Annotated in this window: 13 protein-coding genes and 2 tRNA genes; 6 read left to right on the plus strand and 9 right to left on the minus strand. The window is 58.5% G+C overall.

Translation table 11 applies throughout. The features are described 5' to 3' along the window. Nucleotides 1–11: 11 nt before the first annotated feature. The 4 genes from abc-f to AC13DJ_RS04410 form a co-directional block, all read right to left on the minus strand. Nucleotides 12–1,940 (minus strand): ribosomal protection-like ABC-F family protein, encoded by a 1,929-nt coding sequence (abc-f, locus tag AC13DJ_RS04395; protein ID WP_474539261.1) that lies wholly within the window; start codon nt 1,938–1,940, stop codon nt 12–14. A gap of 5 nt (nt 1,941–1,945) precedes the next feature. After that, the gene (locus AC13DJ_RS04400; RefSeq protein WP_482934001.1) at nt 1,946–2,743 is read right to left on the minus strand and encodes an MOSC domain-containing protein; all 798 of its coding nucleotides are present in this window, start codon (nt 2,741–2,743) and stop codon (nt 1,946–1,948) included. A 128-nt stretch (nt 2,744–2,871) separates the two neighbouring features. Beyond that, nucleotides 2,872–2,947: transfer RNA gene (locus AC13DJ_RS04405), tRNA-Gly, on the minus strand. 95 nt (nt 2,948–3,042) lie between these two features. Further along, on the minus strand, nt 3,043–3,645 hold the full coding sequence (locus AC13DJ_RS04410; protein WP_474539264.1) for a DUF924 family protein: 603 nt from the start codon (nt 3,643–3,645) through the stop codon (nt 3,043–3,045). 93 nt (nt 3,646–3,738) lie between these two features. Here AC13DJ_RS04410 and AC13DJ_RS04415 point away from each other — a divergent pair, with 93 nt between their 5' ends. From AC13DJ_RS04415 to AC13DJ_RS04425, 3 genes are all read left to right on the plus strand, one after another. Beyond that, the gene (locus AC13DJ_RS04415) at nt 3,739–4,116 is read left to right on the plus strand and encodes a sirohydrochlorin chelatase (RefSeq protein WP_058340537.1); all 378 of its coding nucleotides are present in this window, start codon (nt 3,739–3,741) and stop codon (nt 4,114–4,116) included. Between the two features lie 29 nt (nt 4,117–4,145). Then, complete coding sequence (locus tag AC13DJ_RS04420) at nt 4,146–5,048, plus strand: TIGR01777 family oxidoreductase (RefSeq protein WP_474543777.1); 903 nt, start codon at nt 4,146–4,148, stop codon at nt 5,046–5,048. An 88-nt stretch (nt 5,049–5,136) separates the two neighbouring features. After that, nucleotides 5,137–5,212, plus strand: a tRNA-Glu gene (locus AC13DJ_RS04425). Between the two features lie 33 nt (nt 5,213–5,245). Here AC13DJ_RS04425 and ccoM read toward each other — a convergent pair. Beyond that, on the minus strand, nt 5,246–5,398 hold the full coding sequence (gene ccoM / locus AC13DJ_RS04430) for a cytochrome c oxidase subunit CcoM (RefSeq protein WP_474539268.1): 153 nt from the start codon (nt 5,396–5,398) through the stop codon (nt 5,246–5,248). Nucleotides 5,399–5,640: 242 nt separating this feature from the next. Between ccoM and AC13DJ_RS04435 the strand changes: the two genes are divergently transcribed. From AC13DJ_RS04435 to pta, 3 genes are read left to right on the plus strand one after another with little or no spacing between them, the layout of a single operon-like run. Continuing rightward, nucleotides 5,641–8,091: a bifunctional diguanylate cyclase/phosphodiesterase gene (locus tag AC13DJ_RS04435; protein ID WP_474543775.1), complete on the plus strand. Its 2,451-nt coding sequence runs from the start codon at nt 5,641–5,643 to the stop codon at nt 8,089–8,091. 18 nt (nt 8,092–8,109) lie between these two features. Then, the gene (locus AC13DJ_RS04440; RefSeq protein ID WP_474539271.1) at nt 8,110–9,294 is read left to right on the plus strand and encodes an acetate kinase; all 1,185 of its coding nucleotides are present in this window, start codon (nt 8,110–8,112) and stop codon (nt 9,292–9,294) included. Nucleotides 9,295–9,327: 33 nt separating this feature from the next. Next, entirely contained in the window at nt 9,328–11,481 is a 2,154-nt protein-coding gene (pta, locus tag AC13DJ_RS04445; RefSeq protein WP_482934000.1) for a phosphate acetyltransferase, read from the plus strand. Nucleotides 11,482–11,513: 32 nt separating this feature from the next. On the opposite strand, the gene der is transcribed toward pta, so the two are convergent. The 4 genes from der to hisS all read right to left on the minus strand — a co-directional run bounded on the left by der (nt 11,514) and on the right by hisS (nt 16,144). After that, nucleotides 11,514–12,935 (minus strand): ribosome biogenesis GTPase Der, encoded by a 1,422-nt coding sequence (gene der / locus AC13DJ_RS04450; protein WP_022989213.1) that lies wholly within the window; start codon nt 12,933–12,935, stop codon nt 11,514–11,516. Between the two features lie 61 nt (nt 12,936–12,996). Then, complete coding sequence (bamB, locus tag AC13DJ_RS04455) at nt 12,997–14,166, minus strand: outer membrane protein assembly factor BamB (protein ID WP_199457327.1); 1,170 nt, start codon at nt 14,164–14,166, stop codon at nt 12,997–12,999. Beyond that, on the minus strand, nt 14,166–14,822 hold the full coding sequence (locus AC13DJ_RS04460) for a YfgM family protein (protein ID WP_022989211.1): 657 nt from the start codon (nt 14,820–14,822) through the stop codon (nt 14,166–14,168). The genes bamB and AC13DJ_RS04460 overlap by 1 nt, the downstream gene beginning before the upstream one ends. Before the next feature lie 47 nt (nt 14,823–14,869). Continuing rightward, the gene (hisS, locus tag AC13DJ_RS04465; RefSeq protein ID WP_474539276.1) at nt 14,870–16,144 is read right to left on the minus strand and encodes a histidine--tRNA ligase; all 1,275 of its coding nucleotides are present in this window, start codon (nt 16,142–16,144) and stop codon (nt 14,870–14,872) included. Between the last annotated feature and the right edge of the window lie 18 nt (nt 16,145–16,162).

Here is a 16,162-nt window from a genome sequence, read left to right on the forward strand (position 1 = left end):
TGGCGGGGCTGCTACTGCCCCGCCTGCTCTTCCAGCTCCATCCAGCGCTCGATGACCTGCTCAAGGCGGGCTTCTGCGTCAGACAACTGCTCCAGTGTCTTCGAAACCTTCTCCGGATCTCCGGAATAAAAATCCGGCGCGGAGATCGCTTGCTGAAACTCCGCCACTTCCCGCTCCAAAGCCTCGATTTTACCCGGTAACTGCTCCAGTTCGAGCTTGAGCTTGTAACTCAGTTTCACCGGTTTGGACTTTGCTGACGGAGCGACAGAAGCCTCAGGCTTCTTTGTCGTTGCCTCTGTCTTTTCCCGCTTATCCTGTTTGTCCGGCCGGCTGCCGGAAGACTCCGCCGGAAACACCCCGCCTTGCCGGCGCCAATCGCTGTAACCGCCAACGAACTCGCGCACCCGACCGGTGCCATCCAGGAAGATCGTGTCGGTGACCACGTTATCCAGGAATTCCCGGTCGTGACTGATCACAATCACCGTACCCTTGAACTCGGAGAGCTGTTCTTCAAGCAGTTCCAGGGTTTCCACATCCAGGTCGTTGGTTGGTTCGTCCAGAACCAGGATGTTGGCAGGCTTGCTGAACAGCTTGGCCAGCAACAGACGGGCTCGCTCACCACCCGAGAAAACACTGACCGGCGAACGGGCACGTTCCGGGGTGAACAGGAACTCCTGCAGGTAACCCAGAACGTGTTTGCTTTGGCCGTTGATATCGATAAATTCCCGGCCCTCGGCCAGGTTATCCAGAGCGTTGCTTTCCAGGTCCAGCTCACCCCGCAGCTGATCGAAGTACGCCACCTGCAGATTGGTGCCCAGCCGGATGCTACCCTCGGTAGGCTCAAGCTCACCCAGCAGCAATCGCACCAGCGTGGTCTTGCCGGTTCCGTTCTCCCCCACCAGGCCGATCTTGTCGCCTCGCAGAATGGTCAGCGTCATATCCCGGATAACCGGCTCAGTGCCCGGGTAGGCAAAGCCTGCCTGCCGGGCTTCAGCCACCAGCTTGCCGGAACGGGCTGCCTCTTCAACGGAGAAATTGGCGGTACCACCGCGAACCCGGCGCTGGCGATGTTCTTCCCGCATGGCCCTGAGTGCCCTTACGCGGCCCATATTGCGGGTTCTGCGGGCCTTGATGCCCTGCCGGATCCACGCCTCTTCCTGTTTCAGGCGCTTGTCGAACAAGGCGTTCTGGCGCTCTTCATCTTCCAGCGCCTTTTCTTTCAGCTCCAGGTACTTGTCATAGTTGGCCGCAAAACTGATCAACTGCCCCCGGTCCAGCTCGACTACCCGGGTCGCCATGCGCCGGATAAAGGCCCGGTCATGGCTGACAAACAGCATGGCACCCCGAAACTGGCCCAGAGCCTCTTCCAGCCAGGCAATCGCGGGTACATCAAGATGGTTGGTTGGCTCATCCAGTAACAGGATATCCGGCTCTGCCACCAACGCCCTGGCCAGCAAAACCCGGCGCTGCCAGCCGCCAGACAAGGTATTCAGCGTACGGTCCGGATCTACGCCGTACTGGGCCAGGATCGTGGTGACCTTCTGGTCCAGGCGCCAGCCATCCAGGCTCTCGAGGCGCTCCTGAACCTTCATCATCCGGTCCAGGCTGGCTTCATCTGCCTGCTGGGACAAGCAGTGAAACTCCGCCAGCAACTCGCCGGTTTCCGGAAACGCCGAAGCCACCACATCGTAGGCGGTGCGGGTGTCGCCAGACGGCAGGTTCTGGGGCAATACCGCCAGCACCGAGCCCTCTTCCAGGCGTACAATGCCTCCATCAGGAGTCACATCACCGCTGACGATTTTCAGGAGCGTCGATTTACCTTCGCCGTTTCTCCCTAACAGACACACCCGCTCACCCGGTTCGATGGTCAGCGAGGCCTCATCCAGCAAGGGATGCATGCCGAAGGAAAGGGAAATTTTATCCAGGTTCAGTAAGGGCACCTTGTTCACGACTCCTGTTGGGAAATGGCAACACTGTCTCCAACCGAGATTCTGCCGCTACTCAAATGAATGGCATTCTGGCCGAAGATTACGCCATCAGGCGTTTTACGATAGGTAGAAAGCGTTTTCAGGGGTTCGGTTCCGGCATCTTTGATGCCCGTTTCGGGATCTACGGTTGTCAGAACGCAGCGGGAACAGGGTTTGACCACTCGAAATCCTACAGACCCGATCATCAGGGATCGCCAATCATCCTCGGCCCATGCCGGCACGCCCTTTATAACAATATTGGGCCGGAACCGTGTTATGGATACCGGCTGCGTCAGACGGGTGTTCAACTCATCCAGTGACGCCTGATTGGCGAGCAGAAACGGAAAGCCGTCGGCAAAGCCCACGCGCCGGTTATCGGCGACCCGCTCCGGATCGACCCGGCGAAAACTGGAATCGGGCATATACACAAAGCGAAGCGGGACACCACAGAACTCACTTAACGCCGCACTTGCTGCAGGGTCACCCATCAGGGCATCGGCGGTATCACGCCAGACCACGACCCGAACCTGTTCCTCCTGCGGAACCAGGGGAAAGCGCCCCTGATCCGGAATCTGCACCTCTACCCCGTCATCGCTCATCACCGCACTGACCAGGGCAAGTCTGGGCATCTGGCGCTGGGTTACAAACCGGTTCTGATCGTCCACGATCATCCAGCGGCGATCCCCTTTCGGGCCGAAATCGTCCAGCTCAAAGCCTGGAACTTCAACACCTGCCAGGGATTTTACGGGATACAGGTAAAGTGACTGCACCTTCATCTTGAGCGCTCGCACAGATCAGTTTAAAAATGAGGATGCCGAGTATAGCTGACACAGACAATAGAAAGGGGAGTTATCCGGAGCCTGAAAGCAAAAAACCCGACACTGGGGTCGGGTTTTTTGAAATCTGGAGCGGGAAACGAGATTCGAACTCGCGACCCCAACCTTGGCAAGGTTGTGCTCTACCAACTGAGCTATTCCCGCAGATCTTTGTGAGGGCGTTGCCTCTCAACGGCTGCGTATTCTACTGATCGATCGCAGCGCGTCAACAGTTTTTTTTAAGAAATTATGAAAGCGGATTATTGGCCAAACCTCCGCCCTCCCTCCAGATATTCCAGCTCCTGCTCCGTAGACTTACGCCCGAGGGCACGGTTACGGTGGGGAAAGCGGCCAAACCGGGCAATGATGTCGTGATGGTCCCGGGCTGACTGCAGGAAGCTCTCAAGAAAATCTCCCAGCAAGCCGTTGTGGCTTGCCGCCAACTGGCGATAGCACTCCACCGACAATTCCTGGTCCTTGATCTTCTCGGAGTGCTGTAACGGCATATACAGAAAGGCGCGTTGAACCGCCGGTAACTGAACATCCTGGCCCTGGTCCATCGCCCGCCGGCACAATTGTCTGGCCAGGCGATCGTGCTCGAAAGCCAGCTCAGCGCCCCGGAAGATATTCCGGGTAAACTGGTCCAGCAACAGGATTTCCGCCAGGGCTCCGCCGGCAGCTGTACGCCAGTGCTCCAGCCCCTCCTCGGAGGCAAACAAAACCAGGGACAAAAAGCGGCGACGAATCTCCTGGTCGAACTTTCTGTCAGACCGGAACCAGCGATTACGATGAAATGCATCCGGCAGGCCCTGCTCATCCAGGGGGCCAAACCAGTAATCCAAAAGCTCTTTCCAATCGAACATTCAACCACTCCCTGATACATTTAGGGCAACAGCATCGTATAACTTTGCAGTCATTACGTAGCAGCCAATCCATCTGATCATTCCGGAGACCTCATGGCAAATCCTCACCGCATTATTCTGCTGGCTCACGGCAGCAGCGACCAGCGCTGGTGCGATACCTTTGAACAACTGGCCAAGCCTACCCTGGAGTCAGTCGAAGACTCGTCCATTGCCTATATGGAGCTGGCCGAGCCTTCCCTGGAGACGATTGTCGCCCGGGGCAAGGAAAGCGGCGCCACCAGCTTTACCATCATTCCGTTGTTCCTGGCTGCGGGCCGGCATTTACGCAAAGACGTCCCGGCCATGATTGAAGAGCTCGAGAAACAGCACGGTGTAGAGATCCGGCTGGCAGACCCTATTGGTCAAAACCCGCATCTGGGTGAAGCCATCCGGGACGTTGTCCAGGACGAGCTGGGCCGCGCTGCAGTCTGATCACCCGGTTTGCATCGAGGGAAGCAGACATGGAAAAGCGAATTCTGATAACCGGCGGTACCGGCTTCATTGGCCAGGTTCTTTGCCAGGAACTGGCCAGCCGGGGCTGGTCACTGACAGTGCTGAGCCGACAGGCGCCCAACATCGTCAAGGAACTTTGTGGCCCCGTTCAGGTAATTGGCGACCTTGGGCAGACCTCCGGTCGCCCCGGCTTTGATGCGGTCATCAACCTGGCCGGCGAAGGCGTTGCAGACAAGCGCTGGTCTGATAAACGAAAACAAGCCCTCAGGGACAGCCGCATCGCACTGACCCATGATCTGGTCAGCGCCATGGAAAGCTGGGCGACCAAACCCGGGGTACTCGTATCCGGCTCTGCGGTAGGTGTTTACGGAAACCAGGGCGATCAATTAGTTACCGAAGAGACCTCACCCAATATCGAGTTTACCCACGAGCTTTGCCGCGATTGGGAGCAGGCAGCTCTGGAGGCGGAGAAACTCGGTGTACGGGTATGCCTGTCCCGTACAGGCGTGGTGGCGGGCCCCGGTGGAGGTTTCCTGCAGCGAATGCTGCTGCCCTTCAAACTGGGGCTGGGCGGTAAGCTTGGAAGCGGTCTCCAGTATATGCCCTGGGTGCACAGAGACGACGTTGTCGCCGCCCTGATCTGGATGCTGGAAAACGAACAGGCTCACGGCCCCTATAATGTAGTCAGCCCGGCACCGGTAACAAATGCCGAATTTACCAAGGGGCTGGCACGGGTGCTGAGCCGGCCCGCGATACTGCCTGCACCTGCATTCGCATTACAGTTGATGCTGGGGGAAATGGCCCGGCTGTTGCTCACCGGCCAACGAGCGGTTCCGGCAAGGCTGGAAAAAGAAGGATTCCGGTTCAAGTACCCGGAGTTAGCGGATGCCCTGCAAGAAAGCGTGAAGTGAATTTTTTTTGAAAAAAAGCGTTGACAGGCCCAAGGCCCTTACTTAATATACGCGCCACCTCGACGAGGCAAGCTTTTGAAAACGTTGCGTCCCCTTCGTCTAGTGGCCTAGGACTCCGCCCTTTCACGGCGGCAACAGGGGTTCGAACCCCCTAGGGGACGCCAATTTTTCCCAAGCTTTGATAGCACCCGAAGGTGCTATCCGCCATGGCTTCCATGATGATGCTTGGCGTCACCCTTCGCACCGTGGTGTTTCTGATCTTTCATGATGAAGACACCAACGCCTACGAAAAATCCGATCATCAGCAACACTGTTACAATGCCTGCGATTACTACAGCGTCCATATACATGGCCGTTCTCCTGTTTGATTCCGAACTTGACTAAGCTCAGGTTACGCCCCTACCGCCCACACCATCTTGACCTGCATCAAGCCCGAAACACCGTTGCAATAAGTGTCAAACTGAGACTTCTTCCGGCAATTCTTCTGATTTATCCTGAGTTTGCAGGGCAGTTGTCATAAACTGTTGCTATAGTCGTTTGCAGGGAAGCTGGGTTAACGCCCAAACCACAACACGGTTTGCAGCGCCTGGTTATGTCAGATACTTCACAAGGTGGCCTGGTCACTGAAATGCCAGAGATTACGACACGTCTGAAACGTATTCGTACGGCCTCTCCTCTCTCTATCAGGCTCCTGGCATGGATCCTTCTCTTCAGCTCGGCCTTTACTTTGCTGGCCTCCGGCATACAGATCTATTCGGACTACCGCCAGGACCTGAACAAAATCCAGCAAAGGCTCGATGTGATCGAAGCAGGCTACTCGTCCAGCCTTGCCCGCAGCCTCTGGGCCCTTGACCAGAAATCCCTGCAAACCCAGATGGAGGGCATTCTCAGCCTGCCCGATATCGACCACCTGCGCCTGCGCATAGAGCCGGATTCCGAACTGATCATGGGGCAAAGCCCCCGGGGCGACGTGCTCAGCCACAGCTTTGACCTGGTTTACCGGGATGACGAACCCTTCAACCTTGGCCGAATTACCATCACCGCCGGACTGGAGCATGTCTACCAGGATCTCTGGCACCGGGTGGGCGTCATCATCGCCACCCAGTTCTTCACTATTTTCTTTATTTCCATCCTCATTCTCTGGATTTTCCGCCACCTGGTTACCCGGCACCTGACCGCCATGGCCGGTTACACCCGCGATCTTTCCCTGAAAACTTTGTCGCGGCCGCTCAAACTGGAACGTCCGGACACCCCGGGCAATCGCCGGGACGAACTGGGCCTGGTGACAGACGCCATCAACGAGATGCGTGAGCGACTGAACGAAGATGTGGCACGCCGTGAGCGGGACGCTGCCGATATCCTGAAGTTCTCCCAGGCCATCGAACAGAGCCCCTCTTCTGTGCTGATCTGCGACCGGCAGTGGCACATCGAATACGCCAACCAGAAATTCAGCCAGCTCACCGGCTACACCCAGGAGGACATCATCGGCAAACACCCGTCCGCACTGGTGGACCAATCCATGAACAGCCGGGAAGCGTGGCACCTGTGGCAGGCAATACGGCTGCAGGTGAAGCGGGTTGGCGTTTGGCAGGGTGAAGTGAACAGCGTAAGGCGCAATGGTGAGCGTTACTGGGAACAGCTGGTGGTAACACCCATCAAGGATTCCAACAGCGATACCACCGGCTACCTGATTCTCGGTGAAGATATCAGCATCCGTAAACGCTACGAACAACAACTGTTGCGCCAGGCCAACTACGATGTGCTTACCGGCCTGCCGAATCGCATGCTGGCACTGGATCGCCTGAAGCTGGCTATCGCCCAGGCCCGCCGGGATGAAACCCAGGTTGGCGTTATGTTCCTCGACCTGGACAACTTCAAACACATTAACGACACCCTTGGCCACGATGCCGGGGACACCCTGCTGATTGAAGCCTCCAAACGGGTCTCCAGCTGCCTTCGCGGCACCAGTACCGTCGCCCGCCTGGGCGGCGATGAATTCCTGGTGGTCCTGCCCGGCCTGAGTGGCCCCGATGCCGCCTGCCAGGTAGCTGATCGCATCCTCAAAACCTTCTCGACACCGTTCATGCTGGGCGGCCAGGAAGTGTTCGTTACCACCAGTATTGGTATCGCCACCTTCCCACAGGACTCCGATAACAGTGGCACCCTGCTCCAGCACGCCGATGCCGCCATGTACGAAGCCAAGCACAAGGGCAAGAGCGCCTATTCCCGCTTCACACCGGAAATGACCGAGATCTCCCACGAGCGGCTGCAGATGGAATCCTACATGCGCAAGGCCATGGAGCTCGGCGAGTTCGAACTCTATTTCCAGCCAATCATCGATACCCACTCCGGCAAGCTGGTGTCTGCCGAAGCCCTGCTGCGCTGGAACAACCCTGCCCTGGGCATGGTGATGCCGGATCGTTTCATTCCGCTGGCCGAGGAAACAGGGCTGATCATTCCTATTGGCGAGTGGGTCATCCAGGAAGCCTGCAAAGCCGCCCGCAACTGGCAAACCCTGACCGGAAACCCGATCGGTGTGGCGGTGAATGTGTCACCGCGTCAGTTCAGGGATCCGGGCTTTACCGATGCCGTCATGCGGGCGCTCGACGCCAGCGGGCTGAGCCCGAAGCTGCTGGAGCTGGAAATCACCGAACGACTGATTCTGGACAACTCCATTGAAACCGCTGACATCCTTCGCAAGCTTGACCGTTCCGGAATCCGCCTGACGGTGGACGATTTCGGTACCGGCTACTCAGCTCTGAGCTACCTCAAGAGCTACCCCTTTGATACCCTGAAAATCGACAAGTCCTTCATCCAGGACGTGCTGACCGAAAACGACGATGCCTCGCTTGTTCGCGCCATTATCACCATGGCCCACAGCCTTGGCCTGAAAGTGGTGGCAGAGGGTGTCGAAGCCGAAGCCCAGACCCACTTCCTGAAGGAAGAACATTGCGATTACTCTCAGGGCTACTTCTACAGCACTCCGCTCCCGGAACAGGATTTCATCCAATGGCTCGACACCAACGAACGGGCCAGCACCTAGAACCAACACGGCGAGAACATGGAAGAATCAATACTGGTTGTGAACTGCGGCAGTTCCTCCCTGAAACTTGCACTTTTTGATCAGAAAAACCGGAAAATCGCTTCGGCGCTGGCCGAAAAGTTGAACAACAGCGATGCCTTTGCACGAATCTCCGGCGACGACAATCCGGTGAAACTGCCGGCCGGAGCCAGTCACGAACAGGCCCTGCAGGCGCTGGTGAATGAATTCCGGAACCGGCAATTGCTGACCGGCACACCCAAGGCTATCGGCCATCGGGTTGTACACGGTGGCGAAACCTTCCGTGAAGCCGTCCTGGTGGATGATACCACCGAACAGGCCATCGAAGCCTGTGCTGAACTGGCCCCCTTGCACAACCCGGTCAACCTCGCCGGTATCCGTGCCATGCGAGCCCTGTTCCCGGACCGCCCCCACGCCGCCGTCTTCGATACCGCCTACCACCACACCCTGCCTGAGCGGGCTTATCGCTATGCGCTACCCGAGCATTGCTATACCCAATGGGGCATCCGGCGCTATGGCTTTCACGGCACCAGTCATTACTTTATGGCCCGGGAGGCCGCACGTCTGCTGGGTAAAACACCGGCGACCACATCGATTATCTCGGCACATCTGGGCAATGGCTGCAGCATCACCGCCATCCGCGATGGCCTGAGCGTTGACACCAGCATGGGCCTTACGCCCCTTGAAGGCCTGGTGATGGGCACCCGAAGCGGCGACGTCGACCCCGGCCTGTTTGATTACCTGGCTACCCGGGGAGTCAGTGCCACCGAAGCCCACCGTATGCTCAACAACGACAGCGGATTGCTGGGCCTGTCCGGGCAAACCAACGATATGCGATCCCTGTGCGAGCTGGCTGATCACGGCCACGAACCCTCACAACTGGCAATCGATGTGTTCTGTTTCCGCCTTGCCCGCTATGTCGGTGCCATGACGGCCTCGCTGTCACAACTCCACGCCCTGGTGTTTACCGGCGGTATCGGTGAGAACAGCCCCCGCATCCGACAGGAAACCGTCAAACACCTGGGGCTGCTCGGAATTGAACTGGACACCGGCCTGAACCGTGATCATGGCAGGATGAGCGACGGCTTTGTCAGTAGCCCCGACTCCCGGTTCCCGGTGCTGGTGATTCCCACCAACGAAGAACTGGTTATTGCCCAGGAAGCCGAGCGCCTGGCCTCCGCCTGAACGACCGAACCCGACAGATTTACAGGACAACCCATGGCAAAAAGTCTTTTTATTGCACCTACCTCGATGGAATCCGGCCTGACCTCCGTTTGTCTTGGCCTGCTCCGGGCCCTCGAGCGTGAAGGCGTGAGCGTTGGTTTCTACAAACCGTTCAGCCAGTCGGTACACCGCGGCGAAGCCATCCATAACGCCGGCCGCGATTCTTCCACGGCGTTTGTCACCGCCAGCAGCCACCTGCAACCACCCGATCCGATTCCCCTGAAAGAAGCCCAGCAACTGCTGAATCGAGGCAAGGGTGACCTGCTTCTGGAAAATGTCGTTGGCGAGTACCAGAAAGTCGCCAACCAGGTCGATATCGTTATCATCGAAGGCCTGGTGCCAGACCGGAGCGAAGCCTACATCGCACGACTCAATGTCGAAGTGGCTCGCAACCTGGGCTCCGAGGTAATCCTGGTGAGCGCACCAAGAAGCTGTTCCGCCTCCGACCTTGACGAGGAGCTGGATTTCTCTGCGCGCCTGTTTGCCGCCCCCTCAGATCCGGACGTCATTGCCGTCATCCTGAACAAGATTGGCGCGCCGGAGAAATCCGGCATGACCCTGGACCACCACCGTCCGGCGAAGGGAGACGTTATTGATTACCGCTCGGCCTGCAAGGTGTTCACGTCTGGCCGCTTCCACTTGCTGGCCGAGATTCCCTGGCAGCCACACCTGCTGGCGCCACGGGTGTCCGATGTTGCAAGGGAGCTCGGGGTGCCGGTATTGCACGAAGGCCATATGCACAGCCGGCGGGTTCAGAAAGTGTCTGTGTGTGCCCGCACCATCAGGAATATGACCGACACCCTGAAGCCTGGCACCCTGATGGTCACCCCCGGTGACCGCGAAGATATCGTTGTGACCACGGCCCTGGCAGCCCTGAACGGTGTGCCCCTGGCGGGCCTGATGCTTACCGGCGGGCTGATGCCGGACAACCGGGTCATCGACCTGTGCCGCAGGGCGCTGGATACCGGCCTTCCGGTACTCCGTTCCGATGCCAACACCTATGAAACCGCCCATATGCTGGCCAGCCTGTCGTCCGCCATCCCGATTGATGATCCGGAACGGATCGAGGAGTCCATGGAGTCGGTTGCCCGCCGCGTGGATACCGACTGGCTCCAGGAACACCTTAAGGTTCAGCGCCAGAGCCGGCTGTCGCCACCGGCTTTCCGTTACCAGCTGTCGGAGCGGGCGAGGTCTGCCAATAAACGAATCGTATTGCCGGAGGGCTGCGAGCCCCGTACCGTGCACGCAGCCATTATTTGCCACCAGCGCAAACTGGCCCGCTGCGTGTTAATCGGAAATCCCCAGGAAATCCGCTCCGTAGCGGCAGCACAGGGGCTTGAGTTACCGGAAGACCTGGAGCTGATGGATCCTGCCTCGGTCCGCGACCGCTACATCGCACCGATGGTGGAGCTCAGGAAGCACAAGGGGCTTACCGAAGACATGGCCGAAGCCATGCTGGAAGACAACGTGGTGCTCGGCACCATGATGGTCGCCATGGATGAAGCCGATGGCCTGGTTTCCGGGGCCATCCACACTACCGCAAACACCGTGCGCCCTGCCCTGCAGCTGATCAAAACCCACGACAACGCCAAGGTGGTGTCGTCTGTATTCTTCATGCTGTTGCCGGAACAGGTGCTGGTATACGGTGACTGTGCCATCAACCCGGACCCGAACGCCGAAGAACTGGCCGACATCGCCATCCAGAGCGCCGAGTCGGCGGAGGCCTTCGGTATCGAGCCGGTGGTTGCCATGATCAGTTACAGCACCGGCGAGTCCGGTAGTGGGCAGGATGTCGACAAGGTGCGTGAAGCCACCCGCATTGCCCGGGAACGTCGTCCGGACCTGCTGATCGACGGTCCGCTGCAATACGATGCCGCTGCGATTGAAAGTGTCGGCAAATCCAAGGCACCAGACAGCAAGGTAGCCGGTAAGGCCACGGTGTTCGTGTTCCCGGATCTCAACACCGGTAACACCACCTATAAGGCCGTACAGCGCAGCGCAAATGTAGTCAGCGTTGGCCCGATGCTTCAGGGTTTGAGAAAGCCGGTGAACGACCTGTCACGGGGTGCGCTGGTGGAAGATATCGTGTTCACCATTGCCCTGACAGCCGTTCAGGCGCGCCAGGTAGAGGAAGCGGGAGTGGCGTGAACCACTCCCGGTCCTGCGGAGAGCCCGGTTGATCAGCGTTTAACGCTTTTCTGCCGGGTTTTCTTGATCTTGCGACCTTTCTTCAGGTCGTTATCCTTCTTGACCTTCTGCCGTGGTGTCAGCCGGTCAACCTTGTTGGCAAACGGGTTTTCACCGGACTTGAATTCGAAGCGGATGGGCGATCCCACCACTTTCAGCACCTTGCGGAAGGTGTTCTCCAGATACCGTTTGTAAGCCCCGGGCAGCGAATCCACCTGGTTACCGTGCACCACAATCACCGGCGGATTAGAGCCGCCCTGGTGTGCGTAACGCAGCTTGATACGCCGGCCATGAACCATGGGCGGCTGATGCTGGGCTACGGCATCCTGCAGGATTGCCGTCAGGCGGTTTGTGGGCCACTTCGCCATGGCAGATTCGTAGCAGGCCTGCACCGATTCGTACATCGTGCCTACCCCGGTGCCATGCAGCGCCGAGATATAGTACTTGTCTGCATAATCCAGGAAATCGAGGCGACGGGCCACCTGCTCCTTCACCTTGCTTCGGTCTTCCGGATCCATGCCGTCCCATTTGTTGACGGCGATCACCAGTGACCGGCCGGCATCCAGCACAAAGCCGATCAGGTGCAGGTCCTGGTCTACCAGACCTTCCCGGGCGTCAATCACCAGGATCACCACGTGGGCGTCGTCGATGGCCTGCAGGGTTTTGATGATGGAGAACTTCTCCACCACTTCGTGAACGTTTTTACGGCGCCGTACCCCGGCGGTATCAATCAGGGTGTACTGCTCACCATGGCGCTCGTAGGGAATGTATACGCTGTCGCGAGTGGTACCCGGCATGTCATAAACCACCACCCGGTCTTCACCCAGCATCCGGTTAACCAGTGTGGACTTGCCTACATTCGGACGGCCCACAACGCCGATGCGGATACCCGGATAACGATCGGCCCGGTCCTGCTCCTCCGGATCTACCGGTTCAGGCAGCAGGGTTTCCAGCAAGGTACGGATACCGCGGTTATGGGCAGCGGCGATGGTAAAGCTGGATTCAAAGCCCAGGCGGTAGAAATCCGCTGCGGCAACATCCGGATCCTGGCCGTCCGTTTTGTTAACCACCAGGTGCGCCTGCTTACCGGAGCGGCGCAGATGGTCAGCAATCATTTCGTCACCGGCCGTCAGCCCTGCCCGACCGTCTACCAGGAACAGGACGATATCGGCCTCTTCCACAGCCTGCAGGGATTGCCTGGCCATTTCAGCGTCCAGGCCGACTTCGTCACCAGTCAGACCGCCGGTGTCGATAACAATGAACTTCTGCCCTTCGTAATGACCTTCCCCGTATTTTCTGTCACGGGTGAGGCCCGGAAAATCTGCCACAAGGGCATCCCGGGAACGGGTCATCTGGTTGAACAGGGTGGACTTGCCAACGTTTGGGCGGCCCACCAGGGCTATTACTGGGGTCATATTGGTCTGCTATGCAAATAAAACAGAAACCCGGCCGTAGCCGGGTAAATTCATGGGGCTGTCAGTCGTCCTGCTCAAGCCTGAGCACTGACAGTTTGCCGCCGTTTCCGTAAACCAGCAGGTTACCATCTCTCGTAACCTGAACCGGTACGCGGATACCCTCACTGTCGAACTTCACCTGGCCCTGCAGGCTGCCGTCCTCGGCGGACAACACGTGCAGATAACCCTCAAAATCGCCAACCACCAGATAGTCTCCGGAAACGGCCGGACGGGTTACCTGGCGCCAGGACAGCTGGTCCTGAACCCACAGCTCCCTGCGGTCATTGCCACGAAGCGCCTGGATGTCGCCATTGGCCGAGGCCAGGTAGATATTGCCGTTACCGATTGCCGGTGAATAGAAGCTTGATGCCGGCTTGCTCCAGATTTCCTGGCCGGAACGAATATCCACCAGGGCCAGCTTGCCCTGATAACCCGCCACCATAATGGCGGAATCCAGCACCAGCGGCTGGCCGCCAATATCCACCAGGCGCTCAAGCTCTGTACGGCCCTGCGGCTGGCCTACTTCGTACTGCCAGACCGGCTGCCCGGCGGCTGCCGTCAACGCAATGACCCGGCCATTGGCAAAGGACGCGATCACCACGTCTCCACCCACCAGCGGAGCAGCGCCAGTGCGCATGGTCAGAACCGGAACCTGGGCATCGTACTGCCAGAGCTGGTCACCGTTTCCGGCGTCAAAACCGATCACCCGGCCATCGGTGGTCTGCGCCACGACCAGGGAACCGTTAGACTGCGGCGCGGCTACCACTTCCGTTGGCAGGCTCGCGCGCCATTGTTCACTGCCATCCTCACTGGACAGGGCGATCAGTTCGGCATTCCGGCTTGCCAGGTACAGTTGCCGGGCATCAGCACCCGGGCCCGCAAACAAACGCTCGTCCAGGTCCTGCTCCCAGATCAGCTCGCCGTTTTCGCTTTGGACCGCGACAACCTCGCCGTCTGCAGAGGCAGCATACAAGGTGTCACCCGCATACAGCGGCGCCATGTGCAGGAACTCACCGTCGTGGCCATCGCCAACCGACATGGACCACACCCGGTCGAACTCCACACGCTCGTCGATTTCCGGCAAGGGGGCAGGCTGTTCAAAGGTATCGGTGGTGCTGCATCCGGCCAGGGCCATTGCCGCAATGGATGCCGCCGCCAGGAAACCCGAGCGGATGCTTCTGGATACCGGCATCAGGCGTCCTCCCCGACGCCCAGGTCAGACAGTTTCAGTTCCAGGACACCGCTTCGGCCCTGTTGGTTCTGTTCCCGGGCGGTCAGATAGGCTTCCCGGGCACCATCCTGGTCGCCTTTGGCCAACAGGATATCGCCCCGAAGTTCGGAGAAAATGGCATTGAAGGCATCCGCTTCGCCAGCACCATCAAGCGTGGCCAGGGCATCGTCGTGGTTGCCGGCGGCAAACTGGGCCCGAGCCAGGCGGTTGCGCACGACCAGGGAAAGCGCCTTGTCATCAGCAGCCTTGTCCAGCGCCCAGCTGAGAGATTCTACTGCAGCGGCTGGATCGTTCTGTTCGGCCAGTTGCTGGCGCGCCATCACCAGGTTGCCGTAGATGGCATAGGCGCTGTCGGAGTGCTCTTCACGCAGGGTTTCGGCGACAAAGGCCATGGTGTCTGTGTCAGATTCTCCCTGCTCACCCGAAAAGGCGTTCAGCAGATTGGCGAACTGGTTGGCTGCTTCCGCCCGTTGCTGGGCCTGGTGGTTCTGCCAGGCTTGCCAGCCGAAGACAATGGCGAGTGCCGCGCCGATACCGATCAGCAGCGAACTGCCGTTCTTTTTCCACCAATCCTTGATCGCCTGGACCTGTTCTTCTTCTGTGCGCAACTCGGCCATGAAAACTCCTGATTAATTATTAAAATACAATGCGTTATCAAGAAAACTTAAAGCAAACCCTTCAGGACTGAAGCCAGTTCGGACTGGTTAACTTCCTGCTGGGGATCGTCATTTCGAAGTGGTTTCAGGGCCACCGTGCCGCTGGCAATTTCGTTCTCTCCCAGAATGACTGCATAGCGAGCATTGCTCCGGTCAGCCTTTTTCATCTGGCTCTTGAAACTTCCGCCACCACAATGGCTGACCACCACCACTCCGGGCAACTCATTACGCAGACATTCGGCCACCGCCATGGCTGGTGCAACGGCCTGCTCGCCCATGGCGGTTACGTATACGTCGGCGTTGTTGTTGACCTGCTCCGGCACCAGGTCGAGGGTTTCAAGCAGCAGAATCAGCCGCTCCAGACCCATGGCAAAACCTACCGCATCGGTGGGCTTGCCGCCAAGTTGCTGAACCAGTCCATCATAACGGCCACCGGCACAGATGGTGCCCTGGGCGCCAAGGCTGTCAGTGATCCACTCGAACACGGTTTTACCGTAGTAATCCAGGCCCCGAACCAGTGCCGGATTGACGGTGTAGCTTACACCGGCCGCATCCAGCAGTGCTTTCAGTTGCTCGAAATGGGCACGGGATTCGTCGTCCAGGTAATCATCCAGCAACGGTGCCCCGTTCAGGATTTCACGGGTGGCCGGGTCTTTGCTGTCCAGGATGCGAAGCGGATTGGTGCCAAGACGACGCTTGCTGTCGTCATCGAGCTGGTCTTTATACTGCTCGAGATAACGAACCAGCGCCTCCCGATACACCTTGCGGGATTCGCTGGTACCGATGGAATTGATTTCCAGCCGGGCATGCTCGGTCAGCCCGAACGCCTTCCACAGGCGGGCGGTCAGGACCAGCAGTTCCGCGTCGATGTCAGGGCCGGCCATGCCGAAGCACTCGACACCGATTTGGTGAAACTGGCGATACCGTCCTTTCTGGGGCCGCTCATGGCGGAACATCGGGCCGGTGTACCACAAACGGCGTGTCTGGTTGAACAGCAGGCCATGCTCTTCTGCGGCCCGCACGCAACCGGCTGTACCTTCAGGGCGCAGAGTCAGGCTGTCGCCATTGCGGTCGTCGAATGTATACATTTCTTTTTCGACGATATCGGTCACTTCACCGATCGAGCGCTTGAACAGCTCGGTGTGCTCTACCACCGGCATACGGATTTCCTGATAGCCGTACTGGCCGAGCACTTGTCTTACCGTGGACTCTACATACTGCCAGACCGGGGTCTGGTCCGGGAGGATGTCATTCATCCCCCGGATTGCCTGAATTTTAGCCAAGTTTAAACCCTGAAAATC

This window comes from Marinobacter sp. L-46, assembly GCF_056859535.1.

Coding starts and splice junctions, on each gene's coding strand:
- AC13DJ_RS04400 (WP_482934001.1), bottom strand. CDS start 2,743: ATGAAGGTGCAGTCACTTTACCTGTATCCCGTAAAATCCCTGGCAGGT.
- AC13DJ_RS04410 (WP_474539264.1), bottom strand. CDS start 3,645: ATGTTCGATTGGAAAGAGCTTTTGGATTACTGGTTTGGCCCCCTGGAT.
- AC13DJ_RS04415 (WP_058340537.1), top strand. CDS start 3,739: ATGGCAAATCCTCACCGCATTATTCTGCTGGCTCACGGCAGCAGCGAC.
- AC13DJ_RS04420 (WP_474543777.1), top strand. CDS start 4,146: ATGGAAAAGCGAATTCTGATAACCGGCGGTACCGGCTTCATTGGCCAG.
- ccoM (WP_474539268.1), bottom strand. CDS start 5,398: ATGTATATGGACGCTGTAGTAATCGCAGGCATTGTAACAGTGTTGCTG.
- AC13DJ_RS04435 (WP_474543775.1), top strand. CDS start 5,641: ATGTCAGATACTTCACAAGGTGGCCTGGTCACTGAAATGCCAGAGATT.
- AC13DJ_RS04440 (WP_474539271.1), top strand. CDS start 8,110: ATGGAAGAATCAATACTGGTTGTGAACTGCGGCAGTTCCTCCCTGAAA.
- pta (WP_482934000.1), top strand. CDS start 9,328: ATGGCAAAAAGTCTTTTTATTGCACCTACCTCGATGGAATCCGGCCTG.
- der (WP_022989213.1), bottom strand. CDS start 12,935: ATGACCCCAGTAATAGCCCTGGTGGGCCGCCCAAACGTTGGCAAGTCC.
- bamB (WP_199457327.1), bottom strand. CDS start 14,166: ATGCCGGTATCCAGAAGCATCCGCTCGGGTTTCCTGGCGGCGGCATCC.
- AC13DJ_RS04460 (WP_022989211.1), bottom strand. CDS start 14,822: ATGGCCGAGTTGCGCACAGAAGAAGAACAGGTCCAGGCGATCAAGGAT.